Origin of the sequence: Rhodothermus bifroesti (genome assembly GCF_017908595.1) — a bacterium.
In the GTDB taxonomy this organism is placed as follows: Bacteria; Bacteroidota; Rhodothermia; order Rhodothermales; family Rhodothermaceae; genus Rhodothermus; species Rhodothermus bifroesti.
In genome coordinates this window covers 624,208-640,374 of sequence record NZ_JAGKTL010000001.1, presented here as the reverse complement: position 1 = coordinate 640,374, position 16,167 = coordinate 624,208, and the positions used below count along the sequence as shown (strand labels likewise).

At 56.8% G+C, this 16,167-nt stretch carries 13 protein-coding genes; 4 read left to right on the top strand and 9 right to left on the bottom strand.

The window, feature by feature from the left end:
• Positions 1 to 4 precede the first annotated feature (4 nt).
• Positions 5 to 898 (top strand): shikimate dehydrogenase, encoded by an 894-nt coding sequence (locus J8E65_RS02695; RefSeq protein WP_210373830.1) that lies wholly within the window; start codon positions 5 to 7, stop codon positions 896 to 898.
• Here J8E65_RS02695 and J8E65_RS02690 read toward each other — a convergent pair.
• The 3 genes from J8E65_RS02690 to folP are packed head-to-tail and all read right to left on the bottom strand — an operon-like array spanning position 877 to position 3,326.
• A complete protein-coding gene (locus J8E65_RS02690; RefSeq protein ID WP_210373829.1) occupies positions 877 to 1,569 on the bottom strand; it encodes a protein-L-isoaspartate(D-aspartate) O-methyltransferase in 693 nt (230 codons plus the stop codon). The genes J8E65_RS02695 and J8E65_RS02690 overlap by 22 nt on opposite strands.
• Positions 1,569 to 2,372 carry a diadenylate cyclase CdaA gene (cdaA, locus tag J8E65_RS02685; protein WP_210373828.1) on the bottom strand — a complete coding sequence of 268 codons (804 nt, stop codon included), beginning with the start codon at positions 2,370 to 2,372 and terminating at the stop codon, positions 1,569 to 1,571. Before cdaA ends, J8E65_RS02690 begins: the two co-directional genes overlap by 1 nt.
• Before the next feature lie 15 nt (positions 2,373 to 2,387).
• The gene (gene folP, locus J8E65_RS02680) at positions 2,388 to 3,326 is read right to left on the bottom strand and encodes a dihydropteroate synthase (RefSeq protein WP_210373827.1); all 939 of its coding nucleotides are present in this window, start codon (positions 3,324 to 3,326) and stop codon (positions 2,388 to 2,390) included.
• 107 nt (positions 3,327 to 3,433) lie between these two features.
• On the opposite strand from folP, the gene J8E65_RS02675 reads away from it, so the two are divergent.
• Complete coding sequence (locus tag J8E65_RS02675) at positions 3,434 to 5,002, top strand: GH3 family acyl-acid amido synthetase (protein ID WP_210373826.1); 1,569 nt, start codon at positions 3,434 to 3,436, stop codon at positions 5,000 to 5,002.
• Positions 5,003 to 5,175: 173 nt separating this feature from the next.
• The gene (locus J8E65_RS02670; protein WP_210373825.1) at positions 5,176 to 6,015 is read left to right on the top strand and encodes a sigma-70 family RNA polymerase sigma factor; all 840 of its coding nucleotides are present in this window, start codon (positions 5,176 to 5,178) and stop codon (positions 6,013 to 6,015) included.
• Between the two features lie 15 nt (positions 6,016 to 6,030).
• Here the strand turns inward: J8E65_RS02670 and J8E65_RS02665 are convergent, their stop codons facing one another.
• The 6 genes from J8E65_RS02665 to J8E65_RS02640 all read right to left on the bottom strand — a co-directional run bounded on the left by J8E65_RS02665 (position 6,031) and on the right by J8E65_RS02640 (position 14,556).
• Positions 6,031 to 8,910 (bottom strand): TolB-like translocation protein, encoded by a 2,880-nt coding sequence (locus J8E65_RS02665; RefSeq protein WP_279308395.1) that lies wholly within the window; start codon positions 8,908 to 8,910, stop codon positions 6,031 to 6,033.
• Positions 8,911 to 8,912: 2 nt separating this feature from the next.
• Entirely contained in the window at positions 8,913 to 9,569 is a 657-nt protein-coding gene (locus J8E65_RS02660) for a potassium channel family protein (RefSeq protein WP_210373824.1), read from the bottom strand.
• Positions 9,570 to 9,574: 5 nt separating this feature from the next.
• Positions 9,575 to 11,017, bottom strand: coding sequence for a TrkH family potassium uptake protein (locus tag J8E65_RS02655; protein WP_210373823.1), 1,443 nt, complete (start codon positions 11,015 to 11,017; stop codon positions 9,575 to 9,577).
• 26 nt (positions 11,018 to 11,043) lie between these two features.
• Positions 11,044 to 12,276, bottom strand: coding sequence for a hypothetical protein (locus J8E65_RS02650; protein ID WP_237181549.1), 1,233 nt, complete (start codon positions 12,274 to 12,276; stop codon positions 11,044 to 11,046).
• A gap of 95 nt (positions 12,277 to 12,371) precedes the next feature.
• Positions 12,372 to 13,553: a KamA family radical SAM protein gene (locus J8E65_RS02645; RefSeq protein ID WP_210373821.1), complete on the bottom strand. Its 1,182-nt coding sequence runs from the start codon at positions 13,551 to 13,553 to the stop codon at positions 12,372 to 12,374.
• 10 nt (positions 13,554 to 13,563) lie between these two features.
• Complete coding sequence (locus J8E65_RS02640) at positions 13,564 to 14,556, bottom strand: D-alanine--D-alanine ligase family protein (RefSeq protein WP_210373820.1); 993 nt, start codon at positions 14,554 to 14,556, stop codon at positions 13,564 to 13,566.
• A gap of 182 nt (positions 14,557 to 14,738) precedes the next feature.
• On the opposite strand from J8E65_RS02640, the gene J8E65_RS02635 reads away from it, so the two are divergent.
• Positions 14,739 to 16,148: an OmpP1/FadL family transporter gene (locus J8E65_RS02635; RefSeq protein WP_210373819.1), complete on the top strand. Its 1,410-nt coding sequence runs from the start codon at positions 14,739 to 14,741 to the stop codon at positions 16,146 to 16,148.
• The last annotated feature ends 19 nt before the right edge of the window (positions 16,149 to 16,167 follow it).

Sequence of the window (16,167 nt, the reverse complement as noted above, 5' to 3'; positions counted from 1 at the left end):
CAAGATGATTTCCGCCACGCACGTCTTGATCGATGCAAGTACGCGCCCCATAGCGTTGCTGGGCGATCCGGTAGCCCACTCCTTTTCGCCACTGATCCACAACACGGGCTTTCGGGTTCAGGGACTGAGCTACGTCTACTTGGCCTGTCGCGTCCCGCCCCAGGCGTTGGCTGAAGCTGTAGCTGGATTGCGCGCCCTGGGATTTGCTGGCGCAAACGTTACCATCCCGCACAAAGAGGCGGTGCTGCCGCTTTTAGACCGGTGCACGCCAGGGGCTAAGGCTGTGGGTGCTGTGAACACGATCCTCTGCCTGCCTAATGCCCAGGGGAAAACAGAGCTTGTCGGTGAAAACACCGATGTGGCAGGTTTTCTGGCCCCGCTTAAGCCTTTTTTGCCTTCACTGGAAAATAGCGAGGTTGTAATTCTCGGAGCAGGTGGAGCAGCACGAGCGGTGGTCTATGCCCTGTTGACCCATGTGCACCCTGCCCGACTTACACTCCTTGCGCGCAACCCCAAACGTGGCGAAACCTTGGCCACCGATATGGCTGCCTACGACACACGGCATGTGCTGCGTGTTGTCCCGTTTGCAGCGGCTGGGGCTGCGGTGCGCACAGCCCACCTGGTGGTTAATGCGACGCCTGTGGGCATGCATCCACACGACCAGGAAACCCCTTGGCCTCATGCCACAGACTTTCACGAAGGCCAGCTCGTCTACGACTTGATCTATAATCCCCTGCGCACGCGCTTGCTGCGCGAAGCAGCAGCCCGCGGAGCCACAACGATTGGGGGACTAGAGATGCTTCTGGCCCAGGCTGCTGCAGCCTACAAATGGTGGACGGGACACGAGCTGCCGCTTCAAGCCGTACGTGCGGCCCTTCAGTCCTCGCTGGGCAGTTGAGGCTCAAGGCCTCGATCTTTTTCACTGATGAGCGGCACAAAGCGGAATGAATGCAGGGTCTCTGTTGCGAAGCTGTCAAAGCCGGTACGCCGCACGCGCATCATCACTTGGTGCCGGGCGTCACCCACGGGAATGACCAGTCGGCCACCCGGACGTGCTGCTTCTGGCAAACGCAGTTGTTCGCATAGGGCCTTTGGGACGTGCGCAGCGCCAGCTGTAACCACAATGCCATCAAAAGGAGCAAAAGCGGGCCAGCCCAAACTGCCGTCACCATGACGTGCCGTTACGCGAAACCCCAAAGCTTCTAGGCGTTCTACGGCCCGCTCCAGCAGCATGCGATGCCGCTCAATGGTAAACACCCGGGCCCCCAGCACGCATAGCACCGCTGCCTGATAGCCGCTTCCGGTACCAATCTCCAATACCCGATCGCCCGGTTGCACCTCCAGCAGTTGGGTTTGATAGGCCACCGTAAACGGCTGAGAGATTGTCTGCTTCATCCCAATCGGCAGCGCTACATCCTCGTAAGCCCGTGCACGTAAAGCAGGCTCTACAAACAAATGGCGCGGCACTGTCGCAATCGCAGCCAGTACCCGCTCGTCTTGAATCCCTTTTTCCCGCAGCATCTCCACCAAACGCAGGCGGCGACGCTGAAACGTGCGGTCGTCTTCCATCAAGAGGGTAAGTCCTTTGCCGTTTCTTCGTCAATAGCCGGTCGAGCAACCAGGGCTTCCTGCAAATACGTACGCAGCTCTGCGGCCGTCAGGTTAGAAATCAGCTCCCCCTGTTGGGCTACCGAAATGGTTCCACTTTCCTCAGAAACCACAACCACAAACGCGTCGGTCTGCTCCGTCAGCCCTACTGCAGCCCGGTGACGCAAACCTAGATGTGGACTGAGCTTTAAGCTGGTCGATACCGGCAAAATACAACGTGCTGCAGCAATCACCTGGTTGCGGATGATGACAGCCCCGTCGTGCAACGGATTTTTGTCATAAAAAATGGTCAAGAGCAGTTCTCGCGAGACCTGAGCGTTTAGCGTTGTTCCGGTTTCAATATAGTGGCGCAGACCCGCCGAACGCTCAAAGGCAATCAGTGCCCCAATGCGCAAGCGACTCATTTCCGACACAGCTGCACACACTTCGCTGATCACCTCTTCTCGCACTGGGGTCGCCACAAAGCGTCGCAAAAAAGGTGTCTGGGCCACCATCACCAGCAGTCGTCGAATTTCAGGTTGAAACAAAATAATAACGGCCAAAGCGGCTACCTCGCTTAAGGCGCCAAAAAACCGGCGCAGCATGGTCATGTCGAGCGCGGCCACAATCACTTGTAGCAAGTAAATAGCCATGATGCCCAAAAAAATTTGCACGGCTAGCGTACCGCGCATAAGCTGGTAGAGCTTGTAGAGCACATAGGCCACCAGGCCGATTTCCAACAAGTCGACCAGGCGAATCGGGATGATCCAGTGAACGAGTGTCACGGTACAGGCAGAGTTTCAGGTGGCTGTGGCAAAAGTGCTTCGCGGCTGGGCTAGTGTGGCCGCCAGCAGTCGCAGCATCTCAACCGTGGGACGTACGTCGTGTGCCCGTACCAACGTGGCGCCACGGAGTACCGCTACAGCGGTTACGCCTAAGGTCCCATAAAGTCGCTCTGCAGGAGGTACAGGGTGCTCAAGAGAGCCTAAGACCTGGCCAATGGTGCTTTTACGTGAAATGCCCACCATTACTGGATAACCTAGCGCTAGGAGGGCATCCAGGTTATTGACCAGACGTAGGTTTTCGGCAACGGTTTTCCCAAAACCAAAACCCGGATCAAGTACTACCTGGGCAACGCCTCGAGCCCGGGCTCGTGCAACCGACTCGGCCAGCGACGCCCGCACGTCAGCCACTACATCGGCATAGGTTACTTCATGGGGCATCTCTCCTGGTCGACCAATGGCGTGCATCAAGATCAGTGGGGCACCGTAGCGCGCAGCCACTTCAGCCATTTCAGGATACAAGCGAAGTCCTGTTTGGTCATTAATGAGATGCGCCCCGGCTTCCAGCGCTTCTTGGGCAACTTGGGGCTTGTAGGTATCCACCGAGATCAGCGCTTCTGGAAAGCGTTGCGCAAGGGCTTCGATGACCGGCAGCACACGGCGTCGTTCTTCGTCGACCGATACCGGCGCAGCACCCTGGCCATAGATGCGGCCTCTAGGTCGGGTCGATTCACCCCCTACGTCGATAATAGCGGCACCTTCTGCCAGCATGACCTCGGCCCGGCGTAACGCCGCATCGAGGGTTTGGTAGCGCCCTCCATCCCAGAACGAGTCAGGCGTCACGTTGAGGATACCCATCACGTGTGCCCCGTTCGGCAAACCAGGCCTGCAGTCGAGCACCCGTCCCCGACAGTTGAGCACAAACCTTTCGGGCGCAAAAGCTTGGGATTGCTCCATAAGTCAGCGCTTTGAGAGGAGGAACTTGAAATATAGCGTGGCGTAGCGCGACGCGCGTAACTTTTTTCGCAGGAACCCAGCTTAACGTTCCAGCCGCTTGGTTTTAAATGTTGCCGTATCGCCTTCTTGCGTTCTTACCTTTACTACGCCGGATTCGGCGTTTTATGCACGATCCGGTGGGCACCCAAGAGCGGGTGCTGCGACGCTTGCTGCAGCGCGCAGCACACACCGAATGGGGCCAGCGCTACGGATTTGCTGAGCTAGCCCGGGCTCGCGACGTAGTGCGTGCCTATCAGGAACGCGTGCCGCTCCACACCTACGCTGATCTGCGTGCCGACGTAGAGCGCATGCGACAAGGAATGACCGATATTTGCTGGCCTGGACGCATACGCTACTTTGCCGTTTCTAGTGGCACGGCTTCTTCCGGAACGCTCCTTCCCGTGAGCCGAGAAATGCTTTGGGCTAACCGCCGCTTTAGCCTTAGCGTGGGCCTGCACTATTTGATACAATCCCAAAGAGGCGCTTTTCTACGGGGGCGCCATCTTTCGCTGCCGGGTCGTGTCGACGAAGATGCCCAACATCCGGGCACTTGGGTGGGCGAAATCAGCGCGCTGGTCTTCCTTCATGCTCCATGGTACCTCCGCTGGGGGTATCAAGCTGTACCAGAGCAGCTCCTGCAGCATCCAAACTGGGAAGCCAAGCTGCGTGCTATTGCAGCACGCGCAGTAACCCAAGATGTACGTCTCGTCGTTATGGCCCCTACCTGGGCCTTGGTGCTTTTTTCGATGCTCCTGGAGGAAGCCCGGCGCCAAGGTCGGCCAGCTACAACCATTGGAGCGCTCTGGCCCCACCTGCAAGTGTTCATCTCAGGAGGTGTAGCCCTAAGCTCCTACCGCACGCTGATCGAGGAGTACGTGGGCCTACCGACGCTTGATTTTGTCGAAACCTATGGGGCTTCGGAGGGCTTTTTTGCGTTTCAGTCGTCAAATGACGATCCAGCCCTGCTCCTTCATCTGGATAACGGTATTTTTTACGAATTTGTCCCCATCGATGCGCTGCATACCACAAATCCGCCCCGCCATACGGTGGCTACCCTTGAGCCCGGTGTACGGTATGCGCTTTACGTGACTACCTGTAGCGGACTGTGGAGCTACAGCGTGCGGGACGTGGTGCGCTTTACGCAAACCCGCCCCCCGAAGCTCTTGGTTGCTGGAAGAACAAGCGAGATGCTAGACCTCTACGGCGAAGCGGTCTTTGGTGAAGAAGCCCAAGCGGCCCTAGAAGAAGCGTGCCGCCAAACCCAAGCCCGCGTGCGCACCTACCACATTGCTCCCAAGCCCGCCACCCGCAATCAGCCGCCCACGCACCAGTGGCTTATCGAATTTGAACATCCCCCCCAGCAGCTTGCCGATTTCGCCCGATGCATCGATACCTACCTGCAGCGCGTTAATCGACATTACCAGATTCGCCGCGAAGCTGGCGCCTTTGCCCTGCCTGAGGTGGTCGCCCTGCCCCCAGGCGCATTTTACAGCTGGCTCCGCCAACACCGCTCCCGGCTCAGCGGCCAAACGAAAGTGCCGCGCATGCAGCCAGACCGGAGTTTGGCCGATGCGCTTTTGGCGCAAAGCCAACGTTGGGCAACTTCTGCGGAAACCTTCCCGAATTCTTCTGCATAAGGATAGGCGCTTTGCGCAACCAGCACGATCACAATGCATTGGGAACAAGCAAGAAACGCCTGCGTGAAGGAAGGCTTGTTGCGGTAAGCGCTTGGCGTTTTAGACCATGTGCGTTCCACCTTCCACCAACCGGCCACTCGTAGAGACCTGTCACCAAACGTAGGAGAAGGGCTATGTACGTCCCGCGCCAGCAACGCATGCTGGATCAGTACCTCCAAGAAATCGGGCGCATTCCTTTATTGACGCCTGAAGAGGAGGTCGAACTGGCACGGCGCATTAAACAAGGGGATGAAGAAGCACTCCACAGACTTACCCGTGCCAACCTGCGGTTTGTCGTCTCCGTTGCGAAAAAGTACCAAGGACAAGGTCTAAGCCTGGCCGACTTGATCAACGAAGGCAATTATGGCCTGATTAAGGCGGCCCAGCGCTTTGATGAAACGCGAGGATTCAAGTTTATTTCTTATGCTGTTTGGTGGATCCGGCAGGCTATTTTGCAAGCGCTGGCTGAGCAAAGCCGCGTGGTGCGCTTGCCGCTCAACCGCATTGGCACCATCTCGAAAATTCGCAAAATCAGCGCTCGTCTAGCTCAAGAATACGAACGCACCCCTAATATTGAAGAACTGGCCGACGAGCTTAACGTCGACGTCGAAAAGGTGCGCGAAGCTTTGCAGCACACTGGGCGACACCTCTCGATGGACGCTCCCTTTAACGAAGAAGACGATAACAGCCTTCTGGACGTGCTTCCCAACGAGGAAGATACGGCTCCCGATGAAGGGCTTATGGAGGAGTCGCTCAAGATTGACATTGAACGCACCTTAGCCACACTGCACCCGCGCGAGGCTGAAATTATCCGACTCTACTTTGGCATCGGCCGGGAGCATCCGCTGACGCTCGAAGAAATTGGCCAGCGCTTTGGGCTAACCCGCGAGCGCGTGCGGCAAATCAAAGAGAAAGCGCTCCGCAAGTTGCGCCAAAAGCACCGGCGTGAAGAATTGCAGATTCACGTCGGTTAAGCTGCTGAAAACCGCCTAAAACGGCACGCTGGCGCGCACGCGGTAGTAAAGCTCGGGGGTAACGTCTCCTTTTCGCTGGGAGAAAGGATAGGCTAGGCCCAGGGCATGGGTGAGATTAACCATCCCTAGGTGGAGGGCGTTTTTCAGCTCTACCCCTGCGCCTAGGCGCTTCGTAAGGGTCTGGCCACGAACAAGGGCACCGTCGACAAACAATGCCAAGGCGGTAGCGCCTAAGCGTAAGCTTCCCAAAAGCTGGGTGGCTGCATCCTGCAGCAGCAGGCTCCGGTGTTCAAGGGATCCAAAAACGACCAGAGACCCCGCAATAAGTTGCCGGAAACCGCGGACGCGCTCATGAGGGGTAGGCAAGAGCAGCGTAGGTATCGGCCCGGGAAGGCGTAGGTGCAATTCGTCGGTCGGGGAAAGCCCTACATAATCTTGGGGTAGACTGCGTCCACTCTGGGCCTGCAGGCGCAAGTAGGCAAAAAGTCGATGTGTGGCCCAACTTGGCCAAAGCCGATAGGCCGCAACGTCAAGCCGCACGAACTGCACGTCGGCACCCAGCACTGGGGATGCACCGAGCAGCCAAAGGCGCACCCCTGCACCATCGAGCGGATGTACCGCGTTGTAGCGATAGGGACGTTGACGCGTATGCTGCAGCCTAAGCGTCAAATCGGCTTGTTGCGCCTCAACAGGTGGGGGTAAGGGACCAGCAAGGCGCGCGGGATGCGATGGCCCCCAAGCCCGTCGGTCCCGATAACGCAAACGCACCATAAGGTGGCTTTCGCCATAGGGTGGGCTTGCCAGCCGCCGAAACCAGGCCACCTCTCCACCCGACTGCAGCTCGACATACGTACCGTTGGAGTAGCGTACAGCAGGGCCTGGCAGGCGATAGAGGGTTATCCCAAGCGTGCCAGTTGAACGCTGGCCAGCGTAGCTTAGCATGCCTAAACTGTAGCGCGGCGCTGTGATTGAAAGCAACCCTCCTGCTGCTAGGGTATGATAGCCTAAAGGCTCTAGCCAAACCGTAAAGCCACCTACGCCCGCGTTCAACGGACCTAAGTAGTAGGGAGCTACTAGCGACGCTGCCGGCGTAAGTTGCGCCCAAGATCGATAAGCATAGCGCCGCACTATAGGTAGCGTGTCGGGTGCTGCCTCCAAAAGACGTTGGCTTAAAGATCCTTCAGCCGTCCAGGCCGCATAGGGTGCCGGGATTTGAACCCATGGCTCACGTACGCGACGGCGTGCATCCACCAAATAAACGTGTTCTGCGGCTTTCGACTGCACGACGGCCAAAACCAACTGGCCTTCCGGGAAAGTAGAGGTAGCAGGTAGCCAGGCCAGCACGCGTGCACCGGTTACGAGATAGGTGATGCGAGAAGCAGTGCCCGCTGCCGGGTCGAGCACAAATGCATTGGGAACCCCATCCCGAAGCGAAGTAAACGCAACGCGGCGTCCGTCAGGGCTCCAGACGGGTATGCGATCGTCGTGCGTGCCGTCGGTGTAGATGTGCAGGCTTTGGGTTTCCAGGTCTAGTTCAGCCAAATCACGGCGCTGACCTTCGACGAAGCGATCAAAAAGCAGCCGCCGCCCATTTGGATGCCAGCGCAGCGTGCCAATTTGAACAGGCTCTTGAAAACGGTAAAGCGGCGTTATAGCTCTACTATCGAGATCGATCTGATAAAGCCCAGCGCGGCCTTCACGATAAGCGACAAAGGCAATTTGGCGTCCCTCTGGAGAGAATGCAGGGGCAACCGCACGCCACCCGTAGGTCAGGCGCCGGAGCTGCTGACCATCGGCGCGCACCAGAAACAAGTCGTAGACCAGTCCCCCTTCTGGAGCCCGTACGCGGCGGGCAAATGCTAACCAACGTCCATCGGGGCTCCAGGCCACGGGAGGTCGAATGTCTCCTTCAGCTATGCGTCGCCAAGGGCCTTGAGCACTTGGACCGACGTAGAGTGCGGTTAGTGGACGGCGCATCGAAGGCATACCCAGGATCGCCCAGTGCGCCGTTTCTGGGCTTATGGCTACGTCGTCAATGTAAGCCAGCGGCAACTGCAGCCGCTCGCCTTGAAGCGAATCGGCAGTTTCCATTTGGCTGGCCAACGTGTTGTAATACACGTTGACGTGGCGGCGCCATTCCTCTTCAAAGGCAGCGTAGGGCTTCCCCGTAGCAGCTTGGAAAGCTTTATAAAAATCGTGCACCTTCAAAAAGCCCAGCTGTCGCGTGCGGTGGCGCAGAAGGTGCACCAACGTTGAGTCGCCCAGCTTCCACGCAAGGTAACGCGTTTGGGCATGGCCCACGGCATAAAGGAGACGGCCATTCCAGCGAGAACGGCCGTCTGTGTAGCTCAGCGCATCCTCAAGCACGGCTGTGCGCAGCCACTGCTCGCCGCGCTGCGCATCCCAAACTTCTGTCGTGTACTGGGCCAAGCCTTCTGTCCAGAACCTAGGCAAAGGACGCGCAAGGAACTGCTGCAGCCAGAACGGCTGCTCACGTATGGCCTGATAGTGAAACAGGTGAGCCAGTTCGTGCGGCACTACGCGCCAAAGCCAAGGCGTCTTGCCTGTCCACAATAAGGGATCGTTTCCGTACACCCAGATGCAGCTGTAGCCTTTACCCAATGGCACAGCCAGTCCGTTAGTAATGTCATCAGCGTCGGAGAGGTAGAGTCGGGGTTTGCCCACAAGCGACCGTCCAAACCAAGAACCCAAGGCGGCGTGGCTAGCTTCGGCTATTGCAGCAACCTGGTCGGCTAATGTTTCCAGATGGGAAGGATAGACCACGCGTAGATGGGGTGTTTCGGCTACTTTCCAGTGGCTTCCGCCTAACCCTCCACCAAGGAGATTAAAACACTGCGCTGCAGCTGGATTGGCCAACAAGCCCAGCAGCAACACTACTACTTCAATCGGGCTACACGTTCCAGATCTTCTTCTTTCCCTGCGACAAACAAGGTATCGGTATCGCGTAGCGGCACATCGGGGTCCGGGGGAATCTGGATGTGGTCGCTGAGCACATCGCGCAGTGCGACCACCGAAAGGCCATAGTGCTGGCGCAATTGAAGCTCGCGGAGTGATTTGCCCTCCCATTCGTCAGGGACAGCCATTTCTTGAATGCCAAAGCCTGTACCAATGCGAAAATAATTCAGCAATGCACGACCTGAAAGCCGGCTAGCCAAGTTTAGGGCCGATTCCCGTTCGGGGAAGATCGTTTCTGTAACGCCGAGCCGGTTCATGACACGGGCGTGATCGCGCGAGATCACTTTGACGTAGATCTCACCAACGCCCAAGTCCCGCAACACTAGCGTCGAAAGCACACTAGCGGTAATATCATCGCCTGTAGAGATAATCCCCACGTCTACTTCACGCACGCCCAAACGCTCGAGCGTTTCCAGATCTCGTGCATCACAGACAACCGCACGGGTTACATGGGGGGCAATGCGGTCTACGGCGCGTTCGTTCAGGTCGATAGCCAGCACTTCATGGCCTTCGGCATAGAGGGCTTCGGCTACGCTTGCCCCAAAGTTACCGAGCCCAATAACAACAAAGCGTTTCATGGCATTTATCCAACCACCACGTCTTCGTAAGCATAACGAAACTGAGGCGTGCGCCGGCGCCGAACGACCAGCGCAGCGGCAAACGTTAGTGGACCTACACGACCAATGAACATCAACAGGATAATAATCCAACGTCCTGTAGGCGTCAGCGACGGCGTGACGCCCATCGAAAGGCCTACGGTTCCAAAAGCACTGTAGGCCTCAAAAAGATATTTTAGGAATCCGCCGGGCGCCGATACGCCATGCTCGATCTCGCTGGCAGTAAGGGCAAAGCTCGCCAGCATCAGCACAGCCACAGCCACTACAAACAGCCCTACAGCCCGCTGCACCACTTCATGCGGCACCGAACGGCTCCAACAGCTTGGGATCTCTTGTCCCCGCAAACGCGACAAGGCCAGCAAAACCAGCAAGGCTAGCGTGGTCGTCTTTACACCACCTGCCGTAGAGCCTGGAGAGCCGCCCACAAACATCAGTAAAATGGTTAAAACGTTGGTCTGTTCAGTTGCTTGACCGTAGTCTATGGTATTGAAGCCAGCGGTGCGCGCCGTAACACTCATAAAAAGGCTGTTAAGCAACTTAGCCTCCAAAGGGAGGGCTCTCAAGGTTACATGCCATTCAAAGACCACAAAAAAAACGCTCCCAATAGCGAGCAGTGCAGCAGTTGTGACCAAAACCAAGCGAGAGTGCAAAGAAAGCCGAAAGCGCCGACGCACTCGGATAGATTTGCGCCACAGATACAATTCCTCCAGGGTTAGAAAGCCAAGGCCTCCAGCTACAATGAGTAGCATCACCGGCACAAGGACGAGCGGATCGGTACGAAACCCCGTGAGGGAATCGGAGAACACTGAAAAGCCGGCATTGCAAAATGCACTGATGGCATGAAACACGGCAGGCCATAGGGCGGCCTCCCAACCCAGCTTGAGCCCAAAACCTAGGTACAGTAACAATGCCCCAATGGCTTCGATCAAAAACGTAAAGCGTACCACATCGCGGGCCAGCTGGCGGTAATCGACATGCGGAGCTGCTTCGGCTACACTAACGGCCAATGCTTGCTGCCGTAGGGAAAGCCGCCGTCCCAGCGCCACGATGAGCACCGTAGTGAACGTAATAATGCCCAGCCCGCCTAGTTGAATCAGGAGGAGAATAAAGGCTTGTCCCCACGGGGTAAAGTAGGTGGCGGTATCGACAACAGTAAGGCCTGTTACACAAACCGCACTGGTAGCTGTAAACAAGGCATCCAGCCAAGATAGTGGCGTACCGGTGTAAAGCCCGGGTAACGTCTTAAGCCCTATCGTCCCAAGCAAAATGAGCAGCAGAAACGACCCCACAAACAGTTGAGGTGGAGAAAGGCGACGCCAAAAACTCTCTTTAGGTCTGGGGTCGGCTAGCCATCGATCGCCTTCTTGGGCACGTCCCCAAAGTCGAACGAGCTGCTTTAGACGAGACATAGATTAGCACGATCGCGATCTGCTGTTTATTCCAAAATCGTACAGCTCCCGCTCTCATAAGCTTCACGAAGCGCCTCGGTGGCATCTGCCCGAAACTGATCAGGCGTCTGGTGACGGTCTTGCAAAACCGCTACCCCAATGCTCACGCCGCCTTCGAGCCATCCGCCGGACTGAGCTAGTTTGGATTGCAACCGTGCAGCCCAAGCTTCAACTTCAGGTACAGGTGCTCGGTAAAACACCCCATAGATCAGCTCTCCAAAACGCTCAATCCGTTGATCTGGGGCACTCTCGTACAATGCTGCTTTGAGTGCCTTTTCAGCGGCAGCCAATACGGCGGGACCTTCAGCGGCTACGGCGTCGGCTCGGTTTAGGTGAACCAGGGCTAGAGCTAGTGGTTTGCCCTCGCGCCGTGCCCATTCCATCTCTTCAGCAATGATTTCACGGCGCGGCCGCTGTGCAGCAAGTGCCTCTGACACCCCCGCTCGCCGGCCTTCCAACAAGGCAACCAAAAGCTGCCCAAATTCCACAAGCAAGGTATGCGCCAAGAGTTGATCAAAACGTCCGGACGCATCTGCATCAGCTACCAGGAAATACAAAGCCCCTTCGCGGCTATAGGGGACCGGCGCCAAAGCCAGCTCGGCCACTTTGGGAGGTGTTTCACCATAATAGCCCAACGCTTTGTAAAGCTCAGGGGTCATCTCGCGCACCGTAACCGAGCGCTCAACCATGGTTGGTACCAACAAGGGCACCGAGCTACGGAAAGTCCCCGCCTGCCTTACTGAAGAAACGGTTGAGCTTATGGCTAAAATTCGGTATTCTAAGGCTACGTCCTCCTGAACCAGCAAAGCCACTGTTTGTGCTTCCAGTGCAGCGCGCAAGGACTCTAGCAATGGGGTAAGCACGGGATCACGCTCAACAACGCCCGTCAACGGTACCGGTGGCGCTTCAAGCGGAGCAGACGCTGGTTTTGGGGAAGGTGGCGATGGTGGGGACTCCGTCTCGCGAGGGGCATTTACGGCAGTGCGGGGCCGAGGACGAATCTCCAAAATACCCAAGCTTCTCAGCTCCTCTTCAGGCGAAGTTGGCGGCGGAGGAGGAGGGGGCACAAACACAGGCGCTTTTTTTCGATGTCGTCGCAACCAGCTGCTTAGCGCAAGCGCCAGCAAAATAAGCAGCAAAACAGCTCCAGCTGCATACAGCCAAGGCTTTTCTAACACAAAGCCTAAGAGTATTTTCACCATAGAAAGCAGCCAGAGCATCGTTTGCATCATGGAAACACGTCCACCCGCTGAAGACATACAACGTGATACCGAGCACTACAAATGTAGCAATCTATTCCGGCCATCGGGCAAAGTCAACTTGTTGCCAGCGGTAACGTAGCTACACCTTCAGGCCATGGGATTTCAGGCAACCGAAAAGATAGGGTTTCTCCAGGGGGGATGGGATTAGGTTCAGCCCACAACACGCCCCGTGGTGTTTCGACGATGACGTAGTCCCCTGAACGTCCCTTGACATAGGTTCCGTCCAAAGGCACCTTGCCATAAGGGGTATCGAGCACATATTTGGGAATCGCAAATCCGGTTGTATTCCCTTGCAATGCGCGCATCAGGGCCATGCCTGTTTCAATGGGCGTGCGGAAGTGCGCTGTTCCCCCAATCAGTTGCGCCTGATACAGATAGTAGGGCCGCACCCGTATTCGGACAAGCCCTTCGCAGAGTGCTTTCATCGTATCGATGTCGTCGTTAATGCCGCGTAGCAGCACCGTTTGATTACCTACGGGGATCCCGGCCCGAAGCAACCGATCCACGGCTTCTGCTGCATCAGGGGTCAGTTCCTTTGGGTGATTAAAATGCGTGTTAATCCATAGGGGATGGAAGCGCTCTAGCAAAGCGCAAAGTTCGGGCGTAATGCGATAGGGCAACTTAACCGGCATACGCGTACCGATACGGATAATCTCGACATGCGGAATGGCCCGCAGCCGCTCAAGAATCCAGGCCAGGTGCGCTTCGCTTAGCGTTAGCGGATCGCCGCCCGTTAGCAGCACGTCCCGGATTTCGGGATGGGCAGCAATGTAACTGATCGCAGCTTCCAGTTCCGCTTTGCGCATCATAAAGGCCGCATCGCCAACCATGCGCTTGCGTAAGCAGTAGCGGCAGTAGATTGCGCACTCGCTGGTTACGCAAAAAGCCACCCGATCCCGATAGTTGTGGATTAGGTTTTTAACGGGCGAATGTGCCACTTCTTCCAGGGGATCCAGGCTATCGATGAGGTCTGGCGCCAGTTCCTCCAGGCGCGGCACGACTTGTCGCCGAATGGGACAGTTGGGGTCCTCTGGATCCATAAGGCTGGCGTAGTAGGGCGTAATGTTCCACCGAAAGATACCTTGCGTTGCCTCGATCGCCTGACGTTCGGCATCGGTGAGCTGGATCCACTGGGCCAGTGTGTCTACCGAATGGATACGGTGGCGCATTTGCCAGCGCCAGTCCCGCCATTGTGGATGGGAATGATCCAGAGGCCGTTGTTGGTCGTGGCGCATTGTCCTCCCCTCAGGCAAGCTTTAAGCGCCGCAATCCACGCTGCAGCACTTCGGCCAGAAAGTCTACGTACGGACGATGCATCAATTCCGCTATAATGGCAAACGTTCCATCAGGGGCAAACGTGGGAAGCGGATTGATTTCCAAGAACCAGGGCTGCCCCTCCCGATCCACGCGAAAATCCAGTCGGGCAAAATCACGACATTGCAGCTTTTCGTAAACGCGCACCGCAAGCGCCTGCAGCTGGGTCTCTAGTTCATCCGTCAGCGGCACATAAGGCGCCGGTTGAAGAGGCGCAACCGGCCTGATCCCCCGGTGCTCTAGCGCATGCAGGCCAATCCCAGTTGCTGCATCGACAGCCCGTTGTAAAACAGGAAGCGGCTCAGGGGGTGCATTGCCGATCACCGCTACTGTAAATTCGCCGCCTTCGATGAAAGGCTCGACAATTACTTCCTGGCGATAGGCAGCGGTCACCCGCGCAACCTGTGCCTGAAGAGCCTCGAGCGTGTAGACCTTGCTGGAGGCCACAATGCCTTTCGAAGAGCCTTCATATCGCGGCTTCACAAAAAGCGGGAACGGACCTGGCAGATCCTCGGGGTTGATGGCTTCAGGACCGGTGTAGACCCGATACGGTGGTGTGGGAACACCGGCTGCAGCCACCAGATCTTTGGTCCACGCTTTGTCGAGACTCAGTGAGAGCGTGAGGGGGTCAGACCCAAGGTAAGGGATGCCGGCCAGTTCAAAAAGTGTGGCTGCATAAGCCTCACGCATACGACCGCGCGTGCCTTCGGCAATGCTCAAACCACAATCGATACGCAAGTCGGGCAATTCGACCAACAGGTCATAAGCAGTCCCGATGCGCACGGGCGTATGACCCAACCTTCGAATGGCCGCCACCAGCACATCTATCGTCTCCGGTGGTTCATTTTCGGCATCGGCATCCGCCGGATCGCCTGCCTCCCAAGGATAGTCCTCAAAAAGATCGTATACCAACCCAATACGCATAGCCTGCAAGCCAACACCCACTTTTGCTCAAAGACGCTTCCAACGAGCACAGCCAACCTTTGGCTCCCAACCAAAAGCCTCAGCAATTACACTGTTCGGCTCATAGGCTTTGAATTCTTTGCGGGAAATTATTATTGTTAGGCAGACAATAAACAATCGTTCACTTTCTCCCGTCATGCACTATGCGCCTAGGGTATGCATCGTTTAGCGCCAGGAAGCGCTTCCTAACCGTATGGCTTGGAGTCCTGCTTAGCGTGCCAGCCTGGGGCCAAGGTTTCAATCTCAACCCTGCAGGCACCTGCACCTTAGGTCGTGGGGGAACAGGGGTCGCGTTGCCTTGCAGCGACGGCTCAGCTTTGGCGACCAATCCAGCAGGAATAGCTGAAATTTCTCAGTTGGTGGTGACTTCTGGGGCCACGTTGCATTTTATCCGAGGGGGGTTTACCGACGACTACACCCAGCGGGAAACCCATATGGAAACCCGTCCGATGCTGCTTCCGCATCTCTTTGCTGGAGCACGGGTAAACACCTCATGGGCTGTAGGCCTGGGCATTTATGGGCCTTACGGTCTAGAGACCCGCTGGCCTCGTCAATTCGAAGGGAGTTTTGTGGGCTATCGCACCCGGCTGCAAGCCGTCTACGTTCAACCTACCCTGGCCTATGCCTGGGGCAATCGTTTGCAGCTTGGCGTTGGTCCCCTTCTGACCATCAGTACAGTAAGTCTTTGGCACCAATTGGACTTGGCGCAGCAGCAAGCGCTTCCTAATGTTCCTTTTGGGGCATTGGGCATTCCTGCGGGAACAGCCTTTGCCAATGCCAAGCTGGAAAGCCAAGAGGCTTATGGCTTAGGAGCGCATTTGGGCATGCGTCTGCGCGTGACAGATCAGCTGCATTTTGGGTTGCGCTACCTAACGCCGGTTAAGCTAAGCTACACAGGACACATTCGCTTTAGTCCACTGTCGACGGGCCTGGTTATTCCGGCTGCCGTAAGCCTGGGGGGGCAGCAAATTCCTGCTGGTACACCCCTCGACGTCATTCTGGCAAGCTTGGGCATTTTTGCGCCTAACGGACCCCTAGCCGATCGCGAGGCCAAAACCGAACTTACACTCCCTGCCCAGCTGGCTGCGGGTTTGGGTTGGGAAGTTTGGCCTGGCGTAACCTTGCTGCTTGATTACCAATGGACCGAGTGGTCACGTTTTGATCGGCTAGAGATTCGTCCGCAAAACGGTACACCGATCGTTCGCATCCAGGATTACCGCAATACCAGCACGGTGCGCGTGGGTTTAGCCCTTCAGACCAGCGACGTGATGGAAGTGCGTATGGGATACAGCTACAGTCAACACGCAGCCCCTTCGAAAACGGTCACCCCGCTGCTTCCCGAGTCCAACCGCAATCACCTTACGCTGGGTATGGGCTGGAAGCTGGGGTCAGGCGTGATGCTTGACATAGCCTACCAGTACGTGCGGCAGGATGATCGGCGCGGCCGCGTGGTCGACCCGGCTCCAGGGATGGAACCTTCTACAGCGCTCAACAGCGGTCTGTACCGGCTCTCTGGCCACGTGGCTTCGATTTCTGTAAGTGTTGCCCTGTAACGTTTAGCCATAAACACTG

Bases quoted from the DNA above. Each gene is read 5' to 3' on its own strand.
- J8E65_RS02695 (WP_210373830.1), top strand. From the start codon at position 5: ATGATTTCCGCCACGCACGTCTTGATCGATGCAAGTACGCGCCCCATA.
- J8E65_RS02690 (WP_210373829.1), bottom strand. From the start codon at position 1,569: ATGGAAGACGACCGCACGTTTCAGCGTCGCCGCCTGCGTTTGGTGGAG.
- folP (WP_210373827.1), bottom strand. From the start codon at position 3,326: ATGGAGCAATCCCAAGCTTTTGCGCCCGAAAGGTTTGTGCTCAACTGT.
- J8E65_RS02675 (WP_210373826.1), top strand. From the start codon at position 3,434: ATGTTGCCGTATCGCCTTCTTGCGTTCTTACCTTTACTACGCCGGATT.
- J8E65_RS02670 (WP_210373825.1), top strand. From the start codon at position 5,176: ATGTACGTCCCGCGCCAGCAACGCATGCTGGATCAGTACCTCCAAGAA.
- J8E65_RS02660 (WP_210373824.1), bottom strand. From the start codon at position 9,569: ATGAAACGCTTTGTTGTTATTGGGCTCGGTAACTTTGGGGCAAGCGTA.
- J8E65_RS02655 (WP_210373823.1), bottom strand. From the start codon at position 11,017: ATGTCTCGTCTAAAGCAGCTCGTTCGACTTTGGGGACGTGCCCAAGAA.
- J8E65_RS02650 (WP_237181549.1), bottom strand. From the start codon at position 12,276: ATGCTCTGGCTGCTTTCTATGGTGAAAATACTCTTAGGCTTTGTGTTA.
- J8E65_RS02645 (WP_210373821.1), bottom strand. From the start codon at position 13,553: ATGCGCCACGACCAACAACGGCCTCTGGATCATTCCCATCCACAATGG.
- J8E65_RS02640 (WP_210373820.1), bottom strand. From the start codon at position 14,556: ATGCGTATTGGGTTGGTATACGATCTTTTTGAGGACTATCCTTGGGAG.
- J8E65_RS02635 (WP_210373819.1), top strand. From the start codon at position 14,739: ATGCGCCTAGGGTATGCATCGTTTAGCGCCAGGAAGCGCTTCCTAACC.